General features: G+C 39.5%; 22 protein-coding genes. 5 read left to right on the top strand and 17 right to left on the bottom strand.

All coding sequences use genetic code 11. The annotated features are described in order from the left end of the window. Positions 1-50: 50 nt before the first annotated feature. From pta to B5D47_RS06015, 9 genes are all read right to left on the bottom strand, one after another. Positions 51-1,076 (bottom strand): phosphate acetyltransferase, encoded by a 1,026-nt coding sequence (gene pta / locus B5D47_RS06055; protein ID WP_078930944.1) that lies wholly within the window; start codon positions 1,074-1,076, stop codon positions 51-53. Positions 1,077-1,205: 129 nt separating this feature from the next. Beyond that, positions 1,206-3,257 (bottom strand): GGDEF domain-containing phosphodiesterase, encoded by a 2,052-nt coding sequence (locus B5D47_RS06050; protein ID WP_078930943.1) that lies wholly within the window; start codon positions 3,255-3,257, stop codon positions 1,206-1,208. A gap of 154 nt (positions 3,258-3,411) precedes the next feature. After that, positions 3,412-5,100, bottom strand: a complete 1,689-nt coding sequence (locus B5D47_RS06045; protein WP_078930942.1) for a hypothetical protein — start codon at positions 5,098-5,100, stop codon at positions 3,412-3,414. 87 nt (positions 5,101-5,187) lie between these two features. Beyond that, on the bottom strand, positions 5,188-6,231 hold the full coding sequence (locus B5D47_RS06040) for a biotin--[acetyl-CoA-carboxylase] ligase (RefSeq protein WP_159443500.1): 1,044 nt from the start codon (positions 6,229-6,231) through the stop codon (positions 5,188-5,190). A gap of 13 nt (positions 6,232-6,244) precedes the next feature. Then, positions 6,245-7,348 (bottom strand): GGDEF domain-containing protein, encoded by a 1,104-nt coding sequence (locus B5D47_RS06035; RefSeq protein ID WP_078930940.1) that lies wholly within the window; start codon positions 7,346-7,348, stop codon positions 6,245-6,247. 11 nt (positions 7,349-7,359) lie between these two features. Then, complete coding sequence (locus tag B5D47_RS06030) at positions 7,360-8,028, bottom strand: P-II family nitrogen regulator (RefSeq protein ID WP_078930939.1); 669 nt, start codon at positions 8,026-8,028, stop codon at positions 7,360-7,362. Next, positions 8,025-9,638: a DUF1538 domain-containing protein gene (locus tag B5D47_RS06025; RefSeq protein WP_078930938.1), complete on the bottom strand. Its 1,614-nt coding sequence runs from the start codon at positions 9,636-9,638 to the stop codon at positions 8,025-8,027. Before B5D47_RS06025 ends, B5D47_RS06030 begins: the two co-directional genes overlap by 4 nt. Positions 9,639-9,665: 27 nt before the next feature. Continuing rightward, positions 9,666-10,148 carry an S-ribosylhomocysteine lyase gene (locus B5D47_RS06020; RefSeq protein ID WP_078930937.1) on the bottom strand — a complete coding sequence of 161 codons (483 nt, stop codon included), beginning with the start codon at positions 10,146-10,148 and terminating at the stop codon, positions 9,666-9,668. Positions 10,149-10,194: 46 nt separating this feature from the next. Then, on the bottom strand, positions 10,195-10,908 hold the full coding sequence (locus tag B5D47_RS06015) for a 5'-methylthioadenosine/adenosylhomocysteine nucleosidase (RefSeq protein ID WP_078930936.1): 714 nt from the start codon (positions 10,906-10,908) through the stop codon (positions 10,195-10,197). Positions 10,909-11,184: 276 nt separating this feature from the next. On the opposite strand from B5D47_RS06015, the gene B5D47_RS06010 reads away from it, so the two are divergent. The 3 genes from B5D47_RS06010 (at position 11,185) to B5D47_RS06000 (ending at position 15,147) form a co-directional block, all read left to right on the top strand. Then, complete coding sequence (locus B5D47_RS06010; protein WP_078930935.1) at positions 11,185-12,048, top strand: alpha/beta hydrolase; 864 nt, start codon at positions 11,185-11,187, stop codon at positions 12,046-12,048. Positions 12,049-12,261: 213 nt separating this feature from the next. Beyond that, entirely contained in the window at positions 12,262-13,113 is an 852-nt protein-coding gene (locus tag B5D47_RS06005; protein ID WP_078930934.1) for an undecaprenyl-diphosphate phosphatase, read from the top strand. A 39-nt stretch (positions 13,114-13,152) separates the two neighbouring features. Next, on the top strand, positions 13,153-15,147 hold the full coding sequence (locus B5D47_RS06000) for a M3 family oligoendopeptidase (protein WP_078930933.1): 1,995 nt from the start codon (positions 13,153-13,155) through the stop codon (positions 15,145-15,147). 64 nt (positions 15,148-15,211) lie between these two features. Here the strand turns inward: B5D47_RS06000 and B5D47_RS05995 are convergent, their stop codons facing one another. The 4 genes from B5D47_RS05995 to B5D47_RS05980 all read right to left on the bottom strand — a co-directional run bounded on the left by B5D47_RS05995 (position 15,212) and on the right by B5D47_RS05980 (position 19,912). Beyond that, complete coding sequence (locus B5D47_RS05995) at positions 15,212-16,099, bottom strand: 1-acyl-sn-glycerol-3-phosphate acyltransferase (protein WP_078930932.1); 888 nt, start codon at positions 16,097-16,099, stop codon at positions 15,212-15,214. Positions 16,100-16,268: 169 nt separating this feature from the next. After that, positions 16,269-18,077 (bottom strand): dihydroorotate dehydrogenase, encoded by a 1,809-nt coding sequence (locus tag B5D47_RS05990; protein ID WP_078930931.1) that lies wholly within the window; start codon positions 18,075-18,077, stop codon positions 16,269-16,271. Positions 18,078-18,102: 25 nt separating this feature from the next. Continuing rightward, positions 18,103-19,047 carry an orotidine-5'-phosphate decarboxylase gene (gene pyrF, locus B5D47_RS05985; protein WP_078930930.1) on the bottom strand — a complete coding sequence of 315 codons (945 nt, stop codon included), beginning with the start codon at positions 19,045-19,047 and terminating at the stop codon, positions 18,103-18,105. A 196-nt stretch (positions 19,048-19,243) separates the two neighbouring features. Further along, positions 19,244-19,912 carry a M15 family metallopeptidase gene (locus tag B5D47_RS05980; RefSeq protein WP_200806555.1) on the bottom strand — a complete coding sequence of 223 codons (669 nt, stop codon included), beginning with the start codon at positions 19,910-19,912 and terminating at the stop codon, positions 19,244-19,246. Positions 19,913-19,980: 68 nt separating this feature from the next. On the opposite strand from B5D47_RS05980, the gene B5D47_RS05975 reads away from it, so the two are divergent. Then, positions 19,981-20,223: a hypothetical protein gene (locus tag B5D47_RS05975; protein WP_078930928.1), complete on the top strand. Its 243-nt coding sequence runs from the start codon at positions 19,981-19,983 to the stop codon at positions 20,221-20,223. A gap of 50 nt (positions 20,224-20,273) precedes the next feature. Here the strand turns inward: B5D47_RS05975 and B5D47_RS05970 are convergent, their stop codons facing one another. From B5D47_RS05970 to B5D47_RS11665, 4 genes are read right to left on the bottom strand one after another with little or no spacing between them, the layout of a single operon-like run. Then, on the bottom strand, positions 20,274-21,176 hold the full coding sequence (locus B5D47_RS05970) for a hypothetical protein (RefSeq protein ID WP_078930927.1): 903 nt from the start codon (positions 21,174-21,176) through the stop codon (positions 20,274-20,276). Then, positions 21,169-21,528 carry a PqqD family protein gene (locus B5D47_RS05965; protein ID WP_078930926.1) on the bottom strand — a complete coding sequence of 120 codons (360 nt, stop codon included), beginning with the start codon at positions 21,526-21,528 and terminating at the stop codon, positions 21,169-21,171. The genes B5D47_RS05970 and B5D47_RS05965 overlap by 8 nt, the downstream gene beginning before the upstream one ends. Next, the gene (locus B5D47_RS05960) at positions 21,512-22,636 is read right to left on the bottom strand and encodes an OPT/YSL family transporter (RefSeq protein WP_234969928.1); all 1,125 of its coding nucleotides are present in this window, start codon (positions 22,634-22,636) and stop codon (positions 21,512-21,514) included. The genes B5D47_RS05965 and B5D47_RS05960 overlap by 17 nt, the downstream gene beginning before the upstream one ends. Next, positions 22,572-22,781 carry a hypothetical protein gene (locus B5D47_RS11665; protein ID WP_234969942.1) on the bottom strand — a complete coding sequence of 70 codons (210 nt, stop codon included), beginning with the start codon at positions 22,779-22,781 and terminating at the stop codon, positions 22,572-22,574. Before B5D47_RS11665 ends, B5D47_RS05960 begins: the two co-directional genes overlap by 65 nt. A gap of 202 nt (positions 22,782-22,983) precedes the next feature. Here B5D47_RS11665 and B5D47_RS05955 point away from each other — a divergent pair, with 202 nt between their 5' ends. Next, positions 22,984-23,541, top strand: coding sequence for a GNAT family N-acetyltransferase (locus B5D47_RS05955; protein WP_078930925.1), 558 nt, complete (start codon positions 22,984-22,986; stop codon positions 23,539-23,541). Positions 23,542-23,548: the final 7 nt, after the last annotated feature.

Genomic DNA, 23,548 nt, shown 5'->3' with positions numbered 1-23,548 from the left:
GTTTTTTAGACAGTCCGTTCAAAAATCAGAAATAATTTTTTTGACTTTTATTATGCCTGCAAAGCAGTTACTGCAACGGTGTCAACAATTTCGTCAACATTGCAACCACGGCTCAAGTCGTTGAGAGGTTTTGCAAATCCCTGGCATACAGGTCCAATTGCTTTCCAGCCACCCATGCGGGCAGCGATTTTGTAGCCAATGTTTCCTGCGTTGATGTTTGGGAAGATAAATGTGTTTGCGTGTCCTGCAACTGCACTTCCTGGAGCCTTAAGTTCGCCAACTTCCGGAGCAATTGCAGCGTCAAACTGGAATTCACCGTCGAGAGCAAGCTCTGGAGCTTTTGCTTTTGCAAGATTTGTAGCTTCTACAACTTTTCCAACTGTGTTCAAGCCCTTTGCATCGTTTCCTGAACCTTTTGTAGAGAACGAAAGCATTGCAACTTTTGGTTCGATTCCTGCGATTTTTTTAGCAGTTTCTGCTGTTGCAACGGCAATGTCAGCCAATTCTTCAGCAGATGGTTCGATATTGATAGCACAGTCGCCAAATACAGAAATTCCGTTTGGAAGATATTTATTTGAACCTTCTGGAGCAACCATGATAAAGCAAGAAGAAACTGTTTTAATTCCAGGTGCTGTTTTGATAACCTGAAGTCCTGGGCGCAAAGTATTTGCTGTTGAATGGCAAGCACCAGAAACAAAGCCGTCAGCATCGCCTGCTTTTAAAATCAAAGCACCGTACATTGTATAATCTTTAAGAGCAGCAGCTTTTGCAGCAGCAACATCTGCATATTCAGGAAGACCAGTCTTTTTATTGATTTTTCCTTCGCGTGCCTTGTAAAGAACTTCTGCATATTTATCAGCATTTGAATCAGTTTTTGGGTCTACGATTTTTACACCAGACATATCAAAACCAAATTTTGCAATTTCGTCTGCATTTCCGAGAAGAATAATTTTTGCGATTCCTTCTTTTACAATTACTGAAGCAGCTTCAACAACGCGTTTGTCTTCACCTTCGCAAAGAACGATTGTTTTTCCAGCAGCTTTTGCCTTTGCACGTAAATCTTTTACAAAGTCCATGATTTTTCCTCGTATAAAAAATTAATTTCGGTTCAATAAAATGAATCAATTCACTTTATCACTTTGCAAAAAATTACACAAACACATTTGCTGGCAAAACAGGCATTGACAAAACCAGAAAACATTATTTTACAGAAGTTTTACAAATTCCTTTTCCGGCATTGGCGGACTGTAGAAAAATCCCTGAATATTATCGCATTTTAAATCCATAAGAGAATTCTTTTGCGACTCATGTTCAACCCCTTCGGCAGTAATCGTCATTCCCAAATCTTTCGACAGCGCGATTATATGCTTTATCGATTTTAAGCCTTTTTCATCGCCAATTGTGTCAATCAAACTTTTATCAAGTTTAATGTTTGCAAAAGGCAGGGAATTTAAAAGCGAAATTGAAGAATATCCGGTTCCAAAATCATCCATGCACAAAACAAAACCGCGCCGGCAAAATTCATTTGAAATTTCTTTTATGTCCGAATTGCTAACCGCGGCACTTTCCGTAATTTCAATCGGCACATATTTTGGATCTATTCCCGCATCCTGAACAATTTTTTCGTACTGCTCGACAATTCCCTCATAACAAATACTTGCCCGCGAAAGATTTACAGAAATCGGCAAAACAGGCAGTTTTTCATCAGTTCTTGCCCTTATAAAACGGCAAACCTTGTCAAAAATATATTCATCCAGAATACGGATAAGCCCGTCCCTTTCAAAAACAGGAATAAACATTCCCGGCGGAACCAGTATTCCATCTTCTCGTCGCCAACGGACAAGGGCTTCAGCACCAACAATTCGTCCGCAAACTGGACTTACCTTCGGCTGATACCATATTTCAAAACAATTTCCGAGAATCGCGTCAAAAAAATTATCTTCCATCTTTTTCTGTTCAATAACTTTATCGCTCTCTTCAACCGAATAAAACTGAAAATTTAGATTTTTTTCGTCTTTTACGCTGTGCTTTGCAAAAGTCGTGCAACTGTAAACTTCTTCAATATTCTGTCCAGGAACCCACCTTGCAATTCCAAAATACGGATGCAGCCGTGGCCATCGCATTTTTTTTGAAAGTTCAGAAAGATCGTCCGTAAGTTTTCCAATCTTTGCTTCAATTTCCTCCCGAGGCGAAGTCGGAGCAAAAACAATAAAATGGTCGGCATTTACGCGGGCTGCAAAATCCTGCTCTTTTAAATTTTTTTCAACTGTATTCCAAATTTCCTTCAAAACCTGGTCGCCAACTTTTATTCCGCAAATTTGGTTTACAATCTTGAATTGATGAATATCCATCGAAACAAAATATCCGGGTTTGTTAATTTCGCCCAACTGCTTTTTAAAATAATTATAATTATTGCCTTCGGTAATCGGATCAACATACGCAAGACGTTCAACTTCAAAAGTTTTTGCCTTCGTCATGTCAGAAAAAGCAATCATAAAATCCGAAAGTTTTTCCGAATTTCCCAATTTTGCAATTTTTAACCGGCAATAAATCGTCTTTCCATCGCGAACCCCGCGATAATCATGAAGAATTACGTCCTTTTCCTTAAAACACTCTTCAATGAATTTATACGAACAGATTCTCCGCATTTCGTCTTTTTCAACATCAACAACGGTTTTATCGATGTAATAATTTATCAAATGCACATAATCTGAATTTTTGCGGATTGATTCTCCATATTCGCGCTGAATATCATCGCTGATTCTATAAGGAATCAAAGTTCCTTTTTCAACATCAACGTAATAAATGCTGCCGTAATCTTTTGCAAGCGCCCTAAAAAGCCTTTCGGAACGGTTTTGTTTTTCAATATTTTCTGCAAATCCCAGCGCAACAATCGCTTTTCCGTCACTGTTCCATTCGCACGGAACAATCGTAATTCTAAAACAACCGCCGAAAACAGACTCAAAAGTGTCAGAAACTTTTTTCTCGCCATTTTCAAGTTTTTCTATAAGTTTATAAAAATTTTGACGGTCTTCCTCAGCAATAACAGTGTCCGCAAAACTGTACGGCATATTTGAATAAACTTTAGACGCGTGGCAAGTTTCAACAAACCTGTCAGAAACAATCATTATTTTTTCTTCAGGATAATATCTGAACGTCAAAAGTCCGAGCGAAAAAAACGCATCCTGAAAAGTCCGGGAAAGCAGGCTGTAATTTTTCCCGTTAAAAACAAAAGTTTCTAAATCCCTTGTCTTCATAAAACTCCCATAAAAGTTGCAACTCGCCCAAATTTTTATATGGGCGGTCCGGCAACAAGTTGCCGTCGGGTCTTGCGTGGCTACGGCGTCTAACGCGCCTCCGGTACTACGCACACGCTATGCGTCCACTCCAGCCCCTACCGCATTCCACAAATCAATAACCATCGCTCATGCTGCGGTTAATATCCCTCTGGTAAAGTTCCTGATATACAACCGACCGTTTTTTCAGTTCATCTTTTTTCTGCTGGTTAAACGGCACAAAACGCCAGAAAATCGCACGCAGTTCTTTGTCCATTCTCTGCACGCCATTTACTTCTTTTGTAAGCCAAAGCACATAATCCGAAATAAAATATGATTTTAGATCACCTTTTAATTTCTGATTTTCAATATACTGATAATACTGTCCGGTAAGTCCTTCTTCCATCCAGTAATACGATGCCTTTTCCTTTGCAACCTGCCAGCGCAAATCGGCAACTGCCATCAAAACGCTGATTTTTAAATCTCTCGGATACATTGGAATTACAATTCGTCCACGGCTCGTAATTCTGTTGTAACGGTCAAAAGGTTCCCAGCAAAATCCAAAATCACCATAAGTCGGAACAAGCAAAACGTATGGAACAATTCTATGCGCAGTATTTTTATGAATTCGGCAAAATGCGCCCGGATCCATTTCTTCAACCCAGGACATTACGCTTAAAACGTTTTCTCTAAAACCTGTTCCCTGTGGCGTACTGTGATAAAATTCCCTCGTAAAAACCGGAAATTGATTTCCCTGACGGCCAACTGTCATTTTTGCCATCTGACGGACAGTATTAAATTCTGTATCAATATCGCCTTTGTTTACTTCAACACTCACAGGACCGTTCGCAATTTTTGCCTCAAGAGAGCCGCTTACAGCCTTTGCCTCTTCAAGTTCTTTTAAATAACCTGCAAGCTCCTTGTCGTTTTTCTGCAAAGCACGGAGCCTCTCTTGAATTTCTGCAAAAAGTTTTTTTTGCATGTCGGTGTACGGCATACGGTGCGGTTCAAGTCCAATCATAGTAGAATGTTCACAGAGAGCGTGAATACGATTTAAAAGCTCATTTTCCATCATCTGACGTTCGCTTTCTTTTGCATTCACAAAACTTTCAGAACTCTGCAATTTTCCGTCGTTCTTGCTTTTTAACTGCATAAGATGCTGCTGTTCTGCAGAACCGCCATCATTTGCCGATTTTTTTACGCGAACTTCATCGGTTGCAGAAAGCGTAAGCCGGCCGCTTGCAATTTCCTTAAACCATTCATCCATGTAGTAAACAGGTTCGCCAGTCGTATTGTCCAAAATTACTTTAGAAAAGAATTCTTTTTGTTCCGGAGTAAAAAGCGACGGCAAAACAACGCCAAACCGCATCATCATTCTTTTTACTTTTGGCAGGTTTAAATCCGCCATTTTTGGCGCCATATTATGAACAAGTTCCCAATAAGCCATTACCATTTGCTGTCGGTAAACTGTCCTGTCTTTTGGATCTGTACATGTTAAGTATTTTGAAAGCACTTGATGAACTCTCTGAGCCGGCAGACCTTCGCCTGTAAGACAAATCTTATAATATGCCGGATCGTCAAAATACGGCATTGGCTTATCTTCAAAGAATTTTTCAATCGGATTGAATTTTGTAACGCTTAAATCAACTTTACTAGCTTGTTTTTGCTTTTCGGCGGATTCTTCCCTATTTGCATTAAAACTTGCCGCACTAAAAGGCCCTGTTTCTGTCAGTTTGTTCGAAACATTGCTCAAAGTCGGGCCGGAGGATTCCTGGGTTTCTGCAAGGAAAGCTGCAAGCGTCGGGTCAAGTTCTTGGTCACTCATTCTAAAATACTCCAAATATCTTTTAATTATATCATAACTTATTTAAAAAGCATTATAAAAATATCAGGAAACTATTAAAATAAATTCTCAGTTTTGATTAGCAAAATTTGAACTTTTTAGGCTCACTTCTCCAGAAAACAATTTTTTTTGAATTCCATCTTCCGTCAAAACCAAAAGTTCCGCTTCGTCCGTCACATCAAGAACCTTAGCCTTGTAGATTTTTCCTTCAAGACCAGCAATTGGATTAACACAAACTTCAAGCCCGGTCAAAAGAGAACGTTTTCTGTATTCGTCCATAGTTCTTTTGATTTCCTGCTTATCGTCTGCAAAATAAAAATCGTAAATTTTTAAAAGATTAGAAATCACTTCCGAAACAATCTGATTCCGGCTTACTTTTGGAACAGTTTTGCCTTCTCCGGCGATAATTTCTTCAACGCTGCCAGCAACTTTTGAAAGCTCCTCATCAAAACCGCTGTTCCGCACATTTATTCCGATTCCGACAATGGCAACATCGATTGTGCCGGTTTCAAAATTCGTAACACCTTCAGTTAAAATTCCGCAGATTTTTTTGCCATTCAAGAAAACGTCATTCACCCACTTTATTTTGCAATCCTCTCCATAAAGAGATTTTATTGCTCTGCTTACAGCAACTGCCGCGGCCGCTGTCAAAAAAGCAGGATTTTTTATGCCTGCAACAGGTTTATAAACAAGCGAAAAATAAACTCCAGAATTCGCAGGCGAAACAAAAGTCCGCCCCATTCTTCCGCGTCCTGCCGTCTGTCTTCCGGCAACAAAAAGCACGCGGTTAAGTTCTTTGTCGGCTGTTTGTCTTTTTGCCTCCAAATTTGTCGAATCAATTTCGTCAAAAGCAAGAACTTCGCATTTTTCGCCACATTTTAAAATTTCTTTTTCGATAAAATCTGAATCAATTCTGTCAGGAACACTTTCAAGTTTGTAACCTTTATTTGTAACGGCCTCGATTAAAAATCCCTGTTCACGCAGAGCAGAAATTGCCTTGTGAACAGCCGCACGGCTCACCTGACAGCAGGATGCAAGTTCTTCTCCAGAAATAAAATCGTTTTTTAACGAATCAGAATTTAAAATTGAAAGAATCTTTTCTTTTGTGCTCATTTTCTTACAAGTTTTAGTTATTTTCAAAACAGCAGACTTTGTTTTTTCCAGAATTTTTGGCTTCGTACAAGGCGGCGTCCGCATTTTTAAAGAGCGTATCAAAATCCGTATCTTCAAAAACCGCAAAACCTATGCTCGACTGTATAAATCCAGATTTTTCGGGATCGTCCGTCAAAACCGGAGTTTTATTCAGCAATTCCAAAAGTTGTTCGCAACGCATTCTTGCAATATTCTTTTGATTTGCGCCAACCATAAAAATTAAGAATTCATCGCCTCCAAAACGCCCCAGCACATCGGAAGAACGGAATACTTCCTGAATGCAGACCGCAACTTTTTTTAGAACTTTATCGCCAACAAAATGTCCGTAAGTGTCGTTTATCTGCTTAAAATAATCCAAATCAAGCATTATCAAAATTCCGGTATTTGTTGAATTAATATTTTTTTTTGCCAAACGGATGAATGCCGCCTTGTTTGAAAGTCCGGTCAATTCATCAGTATCGCGTTGATTTTCAATAATCTGCCTTAAAAAAAATTCACGGACACGGATTTTTGTCAGATAAAAACACGGAATAAAACTTAATCCGTAAAAAAGCCACATGTAAAAGATGTCAACTCGGGCAATTTTTACGTCTTTAAAAAGAATTGTACAAATCATGTTCAAAAATAAAAGAAGACCTGTATTTCTAAACATTCTCAAAACTCTATCAATAAAAATAACAGGAATCGCAAATTCCAAAACGACAAACATGACCGAATAATTACCAGTGTTTCCGTAAATTCCCCGAAAAGCGGTAAAAACACTTAAAGTCCATATAAAAACGTAAAGAAGCGGTACCGCAAGCTTTAATTTTTCCTGCGAAATCTTTATTGATAAAATAAAAATAAACAGCATTACGGCAAAAACCGCAAAATAGCTAATTGTTCTTGCATTTGGAAACGAATTAAAAAAAATTCCGACAATTCCTAAAACAAAAAAAAGAACGCAACCAACAAGGGAACAGACTTCGAGCATCAAAAGGTTTGTCTGATAAATTTCAGTTTTAACACAATCGTACTCAAAGTCAGAAACCTTGTTTCTTAATATGAGCGTCTTTACCTGTTTATAAAGATTTTTCATCAATGCTAATTTTACTTTGCTTTTCCTAAAAATGCAAAATCTTCAACTTTTCCGGAATATGCGATTCCCATTCCCGGATCTTTCAAACATTTTAGCTCACGGATTGCAGAAATTACCGCCTGTTTTTTGTCGCTCGGAACAACCATTACAAGCATTTCCTTTTCAGAAACAATATGCATTCCAAAAAAACGTTCATCTGTTTCTTTTGCAGTTCCACGCGCATTTATTACTGTTCCACCGCCTGCACCTGCCTGTCTGGCGGCAGCCATTACATCGTCGGCATAACCTTTATTTACAATTACTGTAATCATTTCATTTTGTGTGCTCATAATGTCTTCCTCCATATTTTCATCAGCGGCATTTAAATTTTCAATGATATTTCCGCCTTTTAAAAGCGAATCAACTCCAACGCTAAAAAGTTCGCCAAAATGTCTTTTTTCTTTTGAAGTCGCTGTTTGAATCGCGTTTTTTACAGACTCGCAGGCCGATTTTTCAACAACCATCATTATCACGTCTTTTGAATTTTCGCCAAGACCGAGAATTGCCGCAAGATTTGTTTTTGCAAGTCCACGTCCCATTAAAACGGTTCCACCACGGCAACCGCTTTCCATTGCAGCGCGAGTAAGTTTTTCTCCTTTTCCGTGAGGAACTACGCTGAAAAATAATTTAAATGAATTCATGCCTTTTCCTCCAGAAGTTCAGTTTGTTCCATTTTTTTATGAGAATTTGTTTTTACCTTAAATACAATTCCAAGAATTTGAATCGCAATAAGCGGAGTCATTGCAACAAGAGCAATTACACCAAATGCTTCGCTCGCAGAACCTGCATTTACCGCATGACCTACGCCAATCGTAAGAGAAAGAATAAATGTGCTTGTCATAGGTCCGCTTGCAACTCCACCAGAGTCAAAAGCAATTCCTGTAAAAAGTTTTGGACACCAGAAAGAAAGCGCAAGCGCAATCACATATCCAGGAATAAGAATAAACCAAAGGCTAAAGCCATATAAAACTCTCGCCATTGAAATTCCGATTGAAATTGCAACTCCGGCGCTCAACGCAACGAGAATTACTTTTCTTCTAATCATTCCGCCAGAAATTTCTTCAACCTGATCCGTCAAAACCCAAACCGCAGGCTCGGCGCAAACAACAACTGCTCCAAAAATACAGCCGATTAAAATAAGGACAATCGGACCGACAATTTTAGGAATTACAAAGAGAGTTTTGGTTATTCCGTTGCTTGTGCTCGAAATCAAAACGTCGCCCGAATTTGCAGCAAGTTTTCCAAGCAAAACTCCAAGTTCCTGACCGACAGGCATAAAACCGCCCTGAGCACCGCCCAAAAAAATAACCAGACCAATAAAACTCAGAACAAAACCGCGAATCATGCGGACAACCTGCATTGGCGGCATTTTTATAAGCGTAATCTGGAAAAATACTGCCATTGCAGCCAAAGGAGCCAGCGCAGAAACAACTTCTTTTGCAATTGCCGGGAGATGTGCAAAAACAACAGAAAGTCCGACAGCAATCTCTTCTTCAGAACCAGAATCAACGCTTTCAGCAGCTCCGATTCCTCCATTTATTTTTGAAATTACAATCGCAAAAATAATAACCGCCAAAACTGGACCGACAGATGCGATTCCAGTAAGACCAAAACTTCCGTCATTGTCCATGGAATTTTTTTCAGAATTCTGAAGAGTTTTTCTACGGACAGCCGCAACTCCGACACCAAGCGCCAAAATAAACGGAACTGTCATTGGACCGGTTGTTGCACCGCCGGAGTCAAAAGCAACTCCCTGCAAAGCCTGAGGCGCAAAACCTGCAAGACCAAAAACTGCTATATAAGAAATTATTAAAATCAATCTGAGAGGAATTGAAAGAATTACGCGCATAATTCCAAATGCAACAAAAAGACCAACGCCTGCTGCGATCGCAATAATCAATCCCCATTTTGAAACAGAAGATTCGATTTTACGAACTTGATCTGCCAAAACCTGAATGTCGGGTTCTGCAATTGTTACGATAAAACCGATAAAAAATGCGGCAATCAAAAGAAGCGGTAAATTCCGCTTTGAAGTAAGGGCTGCTCCACTACGCTCGCCGACGGGAATAATCCCAATATCAACGCCCAAAAGAAAAATGGCGAGTCCAATAATGACCATAACTCCGCCCAGCATAAACTGAAGCAAAAGCTGACCACCCAAAGGTGCAATCGTTACACCCAATAAAAGCACCAAAAGCATAATTGGCGCTACAGAAAAAATAGTCTCTTTAAGTTTTAGATAAAAGTTCACTTAAGTAGACCCCCAGCGGAAAAAATTTTACAGCCAGTCAGGAAAAGCACTCCAACCTTTTTTGCTGATTCCCTCAATCCATTTTTTTGCAAATTTTTTTGCACCTTCCAAATCCATGTCTCGGTAGTTTCCGCACTGAATTTCGTTGGCAGCAGGAATTTCGCCAGTCCAGTCAATAACTTTTTTAAAAACAGGGATTAAATGACTTGCAATGTATTCTTCATCAACGTCTCCCCAGACAGTAAGATAAAAACCTGTGCGGCAGCCCATCGGTGAAAAATCAATTACACCAGGAATTTCATCCCGCAAATATTCAGCAATGATATGTTCCATTGTATGCAAGGCGCCTGTATTCATAAATTCTTTGTTTGGCTGACAAACACGCACATCAAATTTTGTTACGACGTCGCCTTTTTCACCCTGTTTTTTTGCAGCGACGCGAACATAAGGGGCAACCACTTTTCTGTGGTCCAAATTAAAACTGTCTACCTTGTATTTTTTTAATTCCATTTAGAAATGCCCCTTAATAAAGAAAAAAAACTTTAATAGCGCGATTTTATATTGCTTCAATAAGTTTTTCAACTACCTGGGCACTCAATTGAGCGGCAATCCCCTCATTAAATTCATAGCCATTTGAACTTAAATCGTCCGCCATATCGCTCATACAACGGATAATTACAAAAGGCGTTTTATTGAGCCAGCAAGCTTGGGCAATTGCACATCCTTCCATCTCAACGCACGCAGGAGAAACATTTTCCGCTATTTTTGCCTTGAGAGTTTTTTCAGAAATAAACTGATCGCCTGTGGCAATTCTTCCTTCAATCATTTTGTGGCCTTTTGATTCTTCGCAATTTTCAAATGCTTTTTTTACAGCAAGAACCATTTTTTTGTCTGCCTCGAACGAATAAACCGGCATCTGCGGAATTTGACCGATTTTGTAACCAAATCCAGTTGCGTCCATATCGTGATAAACCGCATCGCTCGAAACTACAAAATCCAAAACACCGAGACCTTCAGCCATAGCTCCGGCAATTCCCGTATTGATTATATTTGTACAGTTGAACTGAAGAATAAGCCTCTGAGCGCACAATGCGGCGTTTACTTTTCCAACTCCGGAACGAACGACAACAACTTCTTTTCCGTGAATTTTTCCAGTTTCAAAATCAAGACCGCCGGCACAAACAGTTTTTGCCGAACCTTCTTTTGCCATTAAATTTTTTAACCAGTCGATTTCAATTTGCATTGCACCAATAATTCCAATTTTTTCCATTTTTAACCTCCAATGAATTTCAAATTACCGTAAAAACCGCAAAATCTTCAGGTATTTTTCAACAAAACCGCAAAGTTTTCAAGCTTTTTCATAAAAAATGCGTTATTCCAGCGATTTTTCAGTAAATTTTCTTAAAATTCAATTGCATAAAATCCTGCAAAGTTATATTTTATTATCAGCAGCAAGAAATATAACAAAAACGATTCACAAAGGGCTACTTTTTTTCCTCCTTCAGTAGCCCTTTTTTCTTTTTAAACCGCTTTTTATAATATTATTATGAATCACGAAAAAATTGAATTATGTCCGCCTTCAAAGGCCAGTATTGCTCCTTATATTTTAGAAAATCAGAAAAAAAATCCTTTTATTCTGGTTGTTCCAGGCGGCGGCTACAACCATTTTGGAAAAAAAGAACAGGAAACCATTGCTCTTTTCTGGAATTCCCTGGGATTTTCGTCGGCAGTGCTTTATTACACACTTGCACCGTTCAAATTTCCTGAGGCGCTTTTTGACCTGGCAAGAGCGGTTGCTTTTATTAAGAAAAATTCCGATGAATGGAATATCGATTCTCAAAAAATTTATCTCTGCGGATTCAGTGCGGGCGGACACCTTTGCGCAAGCCTTGGCTGTTTCTGGAACACTCCTCTTTTGCAAAATCTTACCCTCGACGGTAAAATTTTACTGCCAGAGCAAATCCGCCCAGACGCGCTATGCCTTTGCTATCCGGTAATTTCTGCCGACAAAAAAATTTGCCACGAAGGCTCAATCCAGCGTCTAACCGAAAATTTAACGGAAGACGAACGGATTGAACTTTGCAAGAAGACATTCACTCAAAATCCAGAAAATAAAAATTCTGAAGAACTGATCCGCGATGCTGTTTCTCTCGAAAAACACATTTCCAAAGATTTTCCTAAAACTTTTGTCTGGCACACGCGCACAGACAAGGCAGTTCCGGCAGAAAATACATTGGTTTTTGCAAAAAGCCTCAAAGATGCCGGAATTGAATTTGAATATCATCTTTTTAAGGAAGGCGAACACGGACTTGCGCTTGCAGAAAACACTCCGGCACAACTTTGGCCACAAATGTTTGTCAATTTTATAACATCTGCGGCAGGGATAGTAGCCACGCCGAAGGCGTTCTAAAAAAACCGGGGAATTTACCCGGCTTTTTTAGAATGATAATGGCGAATAGCCCGGTTTTTACGCAGCAAAGCGAAGTAAAAAGCCGCCCGAAATAAAATAAAAATTAAATTTGCCTAAACAAAACACTTATTTTTTTATAGAATAAAAAATAAAAATGCCTCTGAAATTTTTGCTTTTAGAGTTGCCCAAAACAAAAAATATGGAGATCTAAAAATGTCAGTTTTACAGTCGATTTTGCTTGGAATTTTACAGGGAATTGCTGAATTTTTGCCTATTTCGTCGAGCGGACACCTTGCCGTAGCTCAATTTCTTTTTAAGCTGGACGATGTGCCTCTTTTGTACGATGTAATTCTTCACCTTGCGACCTTGCTTGCCGTTGTTATTTTTTTCCGTGCAAAAATCTGGAAACTTTTATGCTGCTTTGGACGCTGGATTGCGCGCCGGCCGCTAAATTCTGACAACGATCCGGAAGATTTGCTTTCTGGAAACGACATTCTCGGCCGAAAAACAATTGTTGCGATTATTTGCGCAACTTTTGTGACAGGAATTTTGGGAATTTTAAGTTCAAAACTGATTCCAGAAATGCCAATAAAATTTACCTGCGCAGGTTTTCTTGTTACGGCCGCACTTTTGATTTTTAGCAGTTTCTGGCAGAAAAAAAACCGCGGCGCTGAGGTTTTGAGCAGCGAAAAAAAGGGAATCGGCGTTTTTCAGTCGCTTTTTATCGGTTTGATGCAGGGAATTGGGACTTTGCCGGGAATCAGCCGCTCAGGTTCAACAATTGCCGGAGCACAGCTTGCAGGAATTGACCGCCAAAGCGCTGGAGAATTTTCTTTTATCGTAAGTATTCCTGCAATTTTGGGAGCATTTGTGCTCGAAGCAAAGGATTTGGGCGAACTTGGTTCTTCTGTAGGACTTTTGCCTGTTATTTTTGGATTTATTTCGGCTTTTGCGGCAGGTTACGTTTCTCTCGCTTTTTTAATGAAATTGATAAAAAAAGGCAAGCTTGAATGGTTTGCAGCTTATTTGATTCCTCTTGGAATTGCAGGCTTGATTTTCTTTTAAATCTTTTAAAATAGAATGAATTTGTGTTAAACTCATTCTATGAATAAATTAAACGCGCCTAGATGGAATTTAGATTCAATTTTTTCTTCTATCGAAAGTCCCGAATATAAATCGGCTCTTGATAATTACAAAACCGGCATGGAAAAACTCGAAAACCTTATAAAAACTTCCAGCCGGTTTAATTTTTGCTTTTGGCTAAAGGGCTTTCTTGACGCAAAAAAAGGAGTTCTCGAACTTTCACAAAGCCTTGGAGCCTACGCTTACATAATTTATTCAGTTGATACAACAAACACCGCTTTTTTAAACAATATTTCTTTAATTGATGAACTCGCTCTCCGCCTAAAAAAAATCGATATTGATTTTAAGACAATTCTCGTAAAAAATTCTAAAAAACTCGATGAATTTTTTGAACGTTTTCCAGAATATCGCGGGCACCGTTTTTTAATCGAAGAAGAAATTGCAGAATCAAAGCATAAAATGTCCGCAAAAGAAGAAAATCTGGCTGGTTCTTTACAACGCACCGGAGGAGACGCGTGGGACAGACTGCACGAACAAATAATTTCAAACCTAAAAGACGCGGACGGAAAAACTTTTAACGAACTTAGAAACGACGCTTATTCGGCGGACTCAAAATTAAGAAAATCTTCCTACGAAAAAGAACTTTTGCTCTTAAAACAAAACGAAATCGCTTTTGCCGCCTGCCTGAACAATTTAAAAGGCGAAACTTTAACCCTCAACAAGCAGCGAAAATGGAAAAAACCAGTTGACCGAACTCTTTTTTCGAGCCGAATGGACAAAAAAACGCTAAACGCCTTGATCAAGGCGATTGAAAAAAGTCTTCCGGAATGGCGAAAATATTTTAACGCAAAGGCAGATTTTTTACGAAAAAACAATCTTACGGCAAGCACGCCAAAATACATAAACGGCAAAGCAGAAAAAGGACTGGCTTTTTACGATCTTTTTGCGCCAATGGAAGTTTTGGAACAAGACAAAACAAAAAACGAAAATTCCCTGCTCTCAAAAAAGTGGACATTTGAAGAAGCCGAAAATTACGTTATCGAACGCTACAGCAGTTTTTCGGAAAATATGGGAAATTTTGCAAAAAAAGTTTTCCAAAATAACTGGATTGATGCAGAAGTCCGCCCCGGAAAAGTCGGCGGAGCATACGATGAGGATTTTGCACTTGGCCACCAAAGCAGAATCATGACAAATTTTACAGGCAGTTTTAGCGACATTGTAACTCTTGCCCACGAAATCGGCCACGCATACCATTTTTCCTGCTTAAAAGGAAAATCCGTTGATTTTTTCAGTTATCCAATGACGCTTGCAGAAACTGCTTCAACCTTTGCAGAAACAATCGTAAAACAAGACATGCTCAAAAAATGCGGCGAAAAAGACCGGCTGCAACTTTTAGACCTCGATTTACAGGACGTAAGCCAGGTTCTTGTCGATATTTTATGCCGCTTTTATTTTGAAAAAAAAGTTTTTGAAGAACGCGCAAAAGGCGAATTAAACGCTCAGGATTTTTGCAGAATTATGCGCGAAGCTCAGGAAAAATCTTACGGAAAAGGCTTAAATTCCGAACGCCACGAATATATGTGGGCGGTAAAAAGCCATTATTATTCGACAGGCCTTGATTTTTACAACTTTCCGTACGCGTTTGGACAACTTTTTGCAGTTGCGCTTTATCAAAGATATTTAAAAGAAGGAAAAAGCTTTGCAGAAACTTACAAGCAAATTTTAAGTTTGACCGGAAGCATGAACTGCGAGGAATTGTGCAAAAAAGCAGGATTTGACATTACAAGCATAGATTTCTGGAAGTCCGGAATTGAATTCTATTCTTCAAGAATCAGCGAATTTATTGAACTTTGCAAAGGAAAATCAACTGCCGTAACCGTAAAAGCAGGAAGTTCTCCAAAAACCGTTTACGAATCTACTCCGGCAGAAAAAACTGAAACTCCGGCAAAAACCGAAAAACCTGCAAAAAAAATGGGACTTTTGCAGCGTGCCGAAATTCTGAATAAAAAAAATTAACGCAGAACTTCCAAAGCAAAAATTGCTTATAAAAGTCTGGAAGTCCTGCGTTTTTAACCGGCACTTATTTTTTTATTTCGTTGTGCTGTTTTTCAAGATATTCCATAACGTGGTCGATCATCGCCTGTTTTGGATCCGGGCAGTCTTCCGGCAAAGAAGCAAGATACTCTTTACGGAAAGGCTTGCATTCGATTACAGGACTTGCCTTGTAAATGCAAACCGCTGGAGCACACTCTTCGGCGAGCATATCGTTCATGTTGTCTGGATTGAATTTTAAAATCATTCCGTCGATAGAAACCAAAAGCATAACGTCGAACATTCTCAGATAACTGTCGATTTCTTTTAAGCCGCGTTTCGTTTCTGGTTTTCCAGGACGATAGCGTGTTCCTGAAGGAAAAACAAGAATCGCTTCTCCGTTGCGCTTGCATTTGTCCATTGCGTGCATTGCGGCAAGGTTGATTGCACGGGCCTTTTTTGTTTCTGCCTCGATTTCTTCCTGAGAAGCGGCAGTTTTTGTAGCAGAATCAAGTGAGCGTGTCGGATAAATTACAACGCGGGTAAAACTTTCTGCAAAAGCACGAACCATTGGATCTGCTTCGTTGAGTTTCATTCCTGCAATGGCAACTACTTTACCGCCAAGCTCGCGGCAGTCAGGATCGTCAGAATTTTCAAGCAGCCAGATAAGACCAGGCAAGTCGGTATTTGCATAATGTTCCATCAAGATAAGTCCGCTTTTTCCAGACTTAATCGCAGCCAAAAAAGCCTTGAAGTTTTCTACACCCTCAAGACGGCTTCCTTCTGCCATATTGTCCGAAATCAACTTATCCATCAGTTTTTTTGTGTTAGGATTTGCCTTTTGATAAACATTTGTAGTATCAATTTTTGCAGCAGCATGCGAAAAATTTGCAAGTTCTTTAAACTTATCACCATAGCGTTCACGAATCGAAGCCATTTTTTCCTCTCAATAAAGTATAGGCTCGCCAAAGCCGGTATCTTTGCCTTTTTTAAAGTATTTTTGACATTTCCGAACAATTGAAAATTCAGAAATGTCATTTTTTAATTCTAGTTTCAAAGTACAGTTTTTGCAAGGACAGTCAGTATTCTAAGAATCCGTGCCAAAACTAAAGCGCACAACCTCTAAAATCACCAAGCGTTTTATAACCTTTTTTTGCCATAAAATCCCTGAGTCCTTTTACGATTTCTGTCATTGCAAGCGGATTTCCGAAAGTTGCAGTTCCAACTTCTACGGCACTTGCTCCTGCCATTATAAATTCAACAGCATCTTGCCAGCAAGAAATTCCACCGAGTCCAACTACAGGAATTCTTTCGTTTTCCGGAAGTTTATTCATTGCAAGACACAAATCATAAACCATGCGAAGGGCAATTGGTTTTATGGCAGGTCCCGAAAAACCAGCACGGATATTTTCAAAACAAGGACGGCCAGTTTCAATATTTATTGCAGTTGCCTGAAAAGTGTTTACAAGACTGATTGCGTCAGCGCCTGCATTTTTTACGGCCATTGCAACTCCAATCAAATCAGGCGCATTCGGACTGAGCTTTACCATAAGCGGTTTTTTTGTTGCTTTGCGAACAGCTTCCACAACAGATGCCGCGGCTTTTGGTTCCATTCCAAACGCCATACCGCCGGCTTTTACGTTCGGACAACTGATATTCAATTCAATCATCGGAGCGTCTGTTTTATCCAGCAATTTTGCCCCTTCAACATAGGTTTCAAGACTTTTTCCGCTCAAATTGACAATTGTCTTTGCCTTGAATTTCTGCATTAACGGCAATTCGTTTTCGATAAAATGTTTTATTCCAGGATTTTCAAGTCCGATAGAATTTATAAGTCCCATTGGAGTTTCAATCAGGCGAACTCCAAAATTTCCCGGCTGACCGTCCAAAGTAAGACCTTTTGAACAAATTCCGCCAAGCGAATCAACATCGAGAACGGTCGAATATTCTCTTCCGTAGCCAAAAGTTCCGCTCGCGGCAAAAACAGGATTTGCAAATTCAACTCCAGCAATTTTTACGCTCAAATCCGGTTCTTCGTTTTTAGCAAGCGGTTCGCGGCGGGCCATTCTCTGAGAAGTTACAGGCGAATCAATTTTCGCAAAATCCAAAATTTCCGCATCAAAAACCGGACCGTCTTTACAACAGCGCTTATTTCCTTCTTTTGTGTGAATTGTACAGCCAAGACACGCGCCAACACCGCATGCCATTCTGTTTTCCATACTGAGCCAGCATTTTACACCAGCATCGGCACAAATTTTTTGAACCGCCGCAAGCATAGGCGTAGGACCGCAGGCATAAACCGCATCGTATTTTTTTACGCTTTCGCTGTCGATTGCGGCAGTTACCATGCCTTTGATTCCGACCGAACCGTCATCTGTCGTAATCGTAAGTTTTTCCGGAAAAATATAATCAAGTCCGTAAGAACCGCTTTTAAAAGCGGCAACAAAATCATAAGACTTTTTAGGAAGAGTTATTGCAAAACCTGCAACAGGCGCAACTCCAACTCCGCCGCCAACACACAAGACTTTTGAGTTTTCGGCAGGAACCGGCCAATTGTTTCCAAGCGGTCCTAGAAGTTCAATCCCATCTCCGCTTTCAAGACTAATAAGCTCTTTAGTTCCAGTTCCTTTTAAGAGAATTAAAAATTCAATGCTAACATTGCTGTCAGAAATTCTGCGCGAATTATAAACGCTGATTGGACGGCCGAGCAAAAGTCCCGAACGAACAGAGCGCAACATATAAAACTGACCGGGAACCGGCGCAATAGCATTTCCGCCGTTTATTCCCGACACATTCACTTTCAAATACCAGACGCTTCCGTATGGAACTGCAGACTGAACGATTGAACAGCCGTTTACCTTACCTGTAGCAAAAACAGGATACGTTTCTCCAGCACAATTTTTTATTTCCGACATAAATTTTAACCTCGCTTATAAAATCTTAAAGATTGTTTTTTGCATTGAGCAGGTCAAGTTTTGCAGCAACGCAGGCATTTCCTGCAGCATCAGCAATTTCCTTTAAGCAGAGATTTCCGCTTTCAACTTTATCAGCAAGTTCAGGAGCTTTTTTCCAGGCACACAAAATACCGCGGCTTGAATTTACAGTACCGCCGGCCTTATCGAGCAAAGTAGCCGCAATTCTTGCAGCCCCGCCCTGAGCGCCATATCCAGGAATCAAAAAGAAAATTTCAGGATAAGCGTTGCGAAGCGCACGGGCATCGCTTTCTTCTGTACAGCCAACAACCGCGCCAACCGGCGAACAAGTCTGTCCAGGATATTTTTTTTCAAATTCAGCGGCAATTCTCTTTAACTCGCTTCCAGTACGGTCAAGAACACGGCCGCCATTTTTTAATTCCTGCTGCTCAATATCAACCATTCCTGGATTTGAAGTTCTCAAAAGAACAAAAATTCCTTTTGAACCAGTTGCAACTTTTGATTCGGCAGTGTGTGGCGCACAATATTCGGTAAAAGGCTTTAAAGTATCAAAACCCATATATGGATTTACAGTAATTATATCGCTTTCAAATTCGCCGGAAAAATGGGCCCGCGCGTATGCTTTTGCAGTATCGGCAATATCGCCCCTCTTAATGTCGCTGATTGCAATAAAACCAGCTTCGTGCACAGCCTTGATTGTCTCTGCGTAAACTTTTAAGCCTTCAAGTCCCATCGCCTCATAATAAGCAATCTGAATTTTAAAACAGCAGGCAGATTTTTCAGCGGCAACTCTTTTAATGATTTCTTTATTGTAAGCAAGAACCGCATCAGTCTTAGAACCAAAAACATTTAAAAGCGGAGCCGGAATATAAGAAGGATCAGTGTCCAGACCAACGCAAAGAGGTCCGTATTTTGCCGCAGCTTCCTGTAAAATCTGCATATTGTGATTCATAAAAAAATACCTCGTTTAAAAAAATAAAACATAAACAGTTTAGCAAATTTTCGATATGATTTAAAGAATGGGCGTTCCGGAACCCTGTAACCAGGATTCCGGTCAGGCTGTCGCGTTATAAAATTGCCTTGCAATTTTTCCGTTCAGCCACGCAAGCGTGTCCGAACCGCTATGCGGCTTCCATCCTTAACGCGGTTTATTCTCCAGGCCATTCAAAATGCTGATAGTCTTTTACGCCCTGCCAGTCTCCGCCCCATTCAAAACCGTTTTTTGTAAAAATTTTATAGGCAAGGTCGCTGTGGTCAATTTTATAAGAAAAATTCCCGGTTCTGTCCACAAAATCAGCAGCATTCGCCGGCTCAACGCTAATCTTTCCTTTTACGGTTTTTACGCACGGATTGTAGAGCGGATTTATGTCAACCGCAAGTCCGGAACCGTGTTTTGACACTTTTTTTGTAAAATTTATAAACCTAAAATTAAAACAAGACGAGTTATTGTCCGCCATGCTTTTTTCGTCGTCGGCATCGTATTCATCTATCAAGCGGATTTTTTCAATCGGATAATCAGAAACATAAAGTTCCTTAAAAATTTTCAAAAGAATTTCTGCAATTTTTTCGTTGCAAATCAATTCGCCTTCGAGAGTTTGTCCAGACAAATTCTTGTGCAAAATATGAAGAATCCGCAAATTTTCGCGCGGAAATGTGCAGTTCTTCTTAAAACTTTTTCCATTTATTTTTTCAAAAACAGAATCACTGATTTTAGAAACGTAAAATTCCCTTTCCAAAACAAAATCCTCGTTCAATTCAATTTTTTCCGTTTTATTCAAAGAAAATTCAGATTCAATTGGATTAAAATTCTGCGCCATACAAAAACTAAAAATAAAAGCAAAGTTCAGCAATATTAAATTTTTTTTCATTTTGTTATAATTTTTCCATGCAAGAAACAGTTTTTAGAAAAAACATCGAAGTCAAAAAAGAAATGGAACTTCTCTACCGCGGAAACCGCTACAAACTCGACTACGGAATCGACAATGCCGGAAAATCCTACATTTCTTTTGGCGAAGAATTTCTTCCAGCAAAACATTTTTACAGTTACGGCCAACTCGTAAACGAAGCCATGCTCGGAATTTCGCCGCTCCGCGACTCAATCGAAGTTCTTCAACTTTTAAATCCGTAAAAAAACATTCCGACATTCTATTGCAAAAAAAATCAAAAATGAAGTGCGCTTCAAAATAAATCCAGCATGCTGTCCAAATAAATATTTTCCCGAACCTGCAGCTGCGCTTCCGGTTTTGTCATGTAATAAAGCAAAAATTCAAGAATCATTGCGCTTCCAAGCCCGCGCCCTTCGATTTTAAAATTAGAAAAACCCATCGGAACATATTTATTTTTTATATCTTCAATTCCAATAAAGGAAGGATTTTCTTTTGCCTTAGAAAAAACATAGCCTTTGTTTCCGCCGGGAGATTTACAGACAAAATCTGGACAATTTTCGCCCAAATTTTTGCGGCTTACGTTTTCGTAGCAGATTTTTCGTTCTTTGCAGCCAGTCCAGCAACATTCATTGCACAAAAATTCAACCTTGCGCTTTTGTCCGGCAGTTAATTTTTCAAGCTGTGCAAAATTTTTATTCAACCGAAAGTCCGGAACGACAAAATCAAAATCTTTTCGGTTTAATTCAGCCAAAAATTTGTCAAAATCGGTTATTACTTTTGTAGTTGAAGAAACAAAATAGAAATTAGGGTAATTTTTTTTAAGATAATCAAGCAAAATTTCAGAATGAACAATGATTCCGTTTTGAACATTCCTGCTTTTTTCAAAAAGCACACAAAGCTGATTGCATTTTTTGTCCAGGAGATGTTCGTTTTTTAAAAGCGAGTTGCTAAAAGTGAGCCGGCCAGAAATTCCGTATTTATGCAATAATTCTAAAATTTGACCGGAATTATTTTCGCCAAAACCAGCCCTTCCGCCGCCCCAAATGCAATCGGCAGGAGCACCGTAAATTGAACCGATTTTACACCAGTCATAAAAATATTCACGATGTTCAAAAAAAAGCGGCAGAAAGGCCTTGTACAATTCGTAAAATTCAAAAAGCCCCGGCAAATGATAACAAACGCTGGGGTTATTCATAAGCCAAAAATTCAACAAAACCGTAATTTACTAAAGTTTTTACGTACACAGAAATCCGAGGATAAAGCGGTTCCGCCTTTTCGCCAAAATTTTCGTGCAGTAAATCGGCAATTTCTTTGACAGTTCTTTTTCCATCAATTTTTTGCCAGATAAAACTTCCAAACTCTTCAAGGTGAATTTGAGTAAATCTCGGTTTTTTAAACAGTTTTTGTGCAACAAGATTAAAAAATCCTTTGTTTTCCACAAAAACTGTAACTTTGCCTTCCCCGTCAACTTCAAATCTGTATTTTTTCGACTGACGAGGAACTAAATCTAAAAGATTCTGGCTTTGTTTTTTATTCTGCTTTTTCATTTTTTGCCGAACAGTTATGACAAACAATCAAAGTAACGAGCACAACGAGCAAAATAACAGAACCGGCAAGCCTTACGCCAGCAGGAATATTTGCGCCAAGACCGATTTTGTCTGCAACGCCTGCAACTGTCAAAATTGCAAGAAGAACACCCATCAAACCTTCGCCGGCAATCAAACCAGAACAGAACAATACGCCTTTTGAGCTTTCGCTTGACTGAGTCTTGTTCTTTTTATCCATAAGTCTGCGCAAAACGCCGCCGAGCATAATTGGAGCAGTAAGTTCAATTGGAAGATAAATACCGATTGCAACGGCAAGAGAAGGCAATCCTAAAAGTTCAAACAATACTGTACAAGCAGCGCCGATAAATACATAGCTCCAAGGAAGGTTTCCGTTCATAACGCCTTCTGTTACGAGCTTCATCAAAGTTGCCTGAGGAGCAGCAAGTTCTTTTGAACCAAAGCCCCATGCCGAATCCAGCAAAATTAAAACTCCGCCAATCGTCAATGCAGAGATAATCGCACCAACTAATTCGCCAATCTGCTGCTTTTTAGGAGTTGCGCCAAGAATGTAACCAGTTTTCAAGTCCTGAGAAGTGTCGCCGGCAATAGCAGCAATTACACAGATAATAGAACCAATCGTAATTGCACTAACCATTCCGTGAGCACCAGTGTCGCCAGAAACTTTAAGAAGGATTGTCGAAATCAACAAAGTTGCAATTGCCATACCAGAAAAAACAGCCTTAGCATCGGAACCTTTCTTTTCTCCAGCCAAAAGAACCTCAGCACAAGCCTGAGCTTCCGGATAAGGCAAAATTCCGTGTTCCTGAACGATAATTGAATTTCTGAGCGGAATCATGAACAAAACGCCCAAAATAGCGCCACAGAGAGTAATGAGAGAAATTGAAAGAAGGCTGGGCTGGTTGATTAAACCTTCTTTAGCCCAAAGAAAAAGAGCCGGCATTGTAAAAATTGCGCCTGCAGCAACCGACTCACCTGCAGAACCGATAGTTTGAACCATATTGCTTTCAAGAATAGAATTTTTCTTAAAAATGATTCGTGTAATACCCATTGCAATAACAGCCGCCGGAATAGAAGCGGAAATTGTCATTCCAACGCGCAAACCTAAATACGCATTTGGCGGCACCAAAAACAATCGCAAGGATAATACCAGTTAAAATTGATGTGATTGTGAATTCCGGAGTAATTTTGTCAGCCAGAATATAGGGTTTGAATTCTGAGGAATTTTCAGCCATCGGAATCTCCTTAAAAAAATTGAAAAATGCGGTTTGTAAAACGTAATAACAACAAATCTCGCATCCTGAAAAAACACAAAATGAATTTTAACAGAACCTAAACATTATATCACAATTTGGCATTAAATAATTTAAAAAAGTCGTTTTTCGTCAGTTGTTTTCGTCAGTTTGCACAAATTTTTTTTTCCTGTACAATTCAACTATGAAGATTTTTCCAGCTAAAAGTTTTGATATTCCTGACATTTTAAAAATTGAACATGCGGCGTTTATCCCGGCAATTCAAGAAAAACAAGCAACATTTGAAGAGCGACTCCGTGTTTTTCCTGAAGGTTTTCTGCTTCTTTCTGACAATTCTCCAAAAACAGTTCTCGAAAACGGCAAACCTCTTACCGCAGGTTATTTTACGAGCGAAATTTGGCCTTGCGTTCCTAAAACAGACAATATTTTTATGCTCGGACATTCCGCCGAAAAAACACACGATCCAAACGGCTCAGTTTTATATTTTTCGTCATTTGCACTTTTACCGGCTTTTCAGGGCAAAAAACTCGCCGAACCATTTTTAACCGGCTGTCTGGATTCAATTTGCGGAGCATTTCCTCAAATTAAACAAATTATTCTTCTTGTAAACGAAGAATGGCACGGTGCAAAACACCTTTACGAAAAATTGGGATTTAAGGAACTACGCACAATCAAAGATTTTTTTCCGTCATTAAAGAAAAGCGCTTCTGACGGAATTGTCATGCTAAAATCCGTCGGGTAATAGTTTT

Origin of the sequence: Treponema berlinense (assembly GCF_900167025.1) — a bacterium.
GTDB lineage: Bacteria > Spirochaetota > Spirochaetia > Treponematales > Treponemataceae > Treponema_D > Treponema_D berlinense.
This window is presented reverse-complemented; position numbering and strand designations above follow the sequence as displayed.

Coding starts and splice junctions, on each gene's coding strand:
- B5D47_RS11665 (WP_234969942.1), bottom strand. CDS start 22,781: ATGGCTGAAAATTCCTCAGAATTCAAACCCTATATTCTGGCTGACAAA.
- B5D47_RS05970 (WP_078930927.1), bottom strand. CDS start 21,176: ATGAATAACCCCAGCGTTTGTTATCATTTGCCGGGGCTTTTTGAATTT.
- B5D47_RS05975 (WP_078930928.1), top strand. CDS start 19,981: ATGCAAGAAACAGTTTTTAGAAAAAACATCGAAGTCAAAAAAGAAATG.
- B5D47_RS06010 (WP_078930935.1), top strand. CDS start 11,185: ATGAATCACGAAAAAATTGAATTATGTCCGCCTTCAAAGGCCAGTATT.
- B5D47_RS06040 (WP_159443500.1), bottom strand. CDS start 6,231: ATGAGCACAAAAGAAAAGATTCTTTCAATTTTAAATTCTGATTCGTTA.
- pta (WP_078930944.1), bottom strand. CDS start 1,076: ATGGACTTTGTAAAAGATTTACGTGCAAAGGCAAAAGCTGCTGGAAAA.
- pyrF (WP_078930930.1), bottom strand. CDS start 19,047: ATGAATCACAATATGCAGATTTTACAGGAAGCTGCGGCAAAATACGGA.
- B5D47_RS06020 (WP_078930937.1), bottom strand. CDS start 10,148: ATGGAATTAAAAAAATACAAGGTAGACAGTTTTAATTTGGACCACAGA.
- B5D47_RS06005 (WP_078930934.1), top strand. CDS start 12,262: ATGTCAGTTTTACAGTCGATTTTGCTTGGAATTTTACAGGGAATTGCT.
- B5D47_RS06050 (WP_078930943.1), bottom strand. CDS start 3,257: ATGAAGACAAGGGATTTAGAAACTTTTGTTTTTAACGGGAAAAATTAC.
- B5D47_RS06035 (WP_078930940.1), bottom strand. CDS start 7,348: ATGAAAAATCTTTATAAACAGGTAAAGACGCTCATATTAAGAAACAAG.
- B5D47_RS05955 (WP_078930925.1), top strand. CDS start 22,984: ATGAAGATTTTTCCAGCTAAAAGTTTTGATATTCCTGACATTTTAAAA.
- B5D47_RS05990 (WP_078930931.1), bottom strand. CDS start 18,077: ATGTCGGAAATAAAAAATTGTGCTGGAGAAACGTATCCTGTTTTTGCT.
- B5D47_RS06015 (WP_078930936.1), bottom strand. CDS start 10,908: ATGGAAAAAATTGGAATTATTGGTGCAATGCAAATTGAAATCGACTGG.
- B5D47_RS06045 (WP_078930942.1), bottom strand. CDS start 5,100: ATGAGTGACCAAGAACTTGACCCGACGCTTGCAGCTTTCCTTGCAGAA.
- B5D47_RS06030 (WP_078930939.1), bottom strand. CDS start 8,028: ATGAATTCATTTAAATTATTTTTCAGCGTAGTTCCTCACGGAAAAGGA.
- B5D47_RS05965 (WP_078930926.1), bottom strand. CDS start 21,528: ATGAAAAAGCAGAATAAAAAACAAAGCCAGAATCTTTTAGATTTAGTT.
- B5D47_RS05980 (WP_200806555.1), bottom strand. CDS start 19,912: ATGGCGCAGAATTTTAATCCAATTGAATCTGAATTTTCTTTGAATAAA.
- B5D47_RS05995 (WP_078930932.1), bottom strand. CDS start 16,099: ATGGCTTCGATTCGTGAACGCTATGGTGATAAGTTTAAAGAACTTGCA.
- B5D47_RS06000 (WP_078930933.1), top strand. CDS start 13,153: ATGAATAAATTAAACGCGCCTAGATGGAATTTAGATTCAATTTTTTCT.
- B5D47_RS05960 (WP_234969928.1), bottom strand. CDS start 22,636: ATGACAATTTCCGCTTCTATTCCGGCGGCTGTTATTGCAATGGGTATT.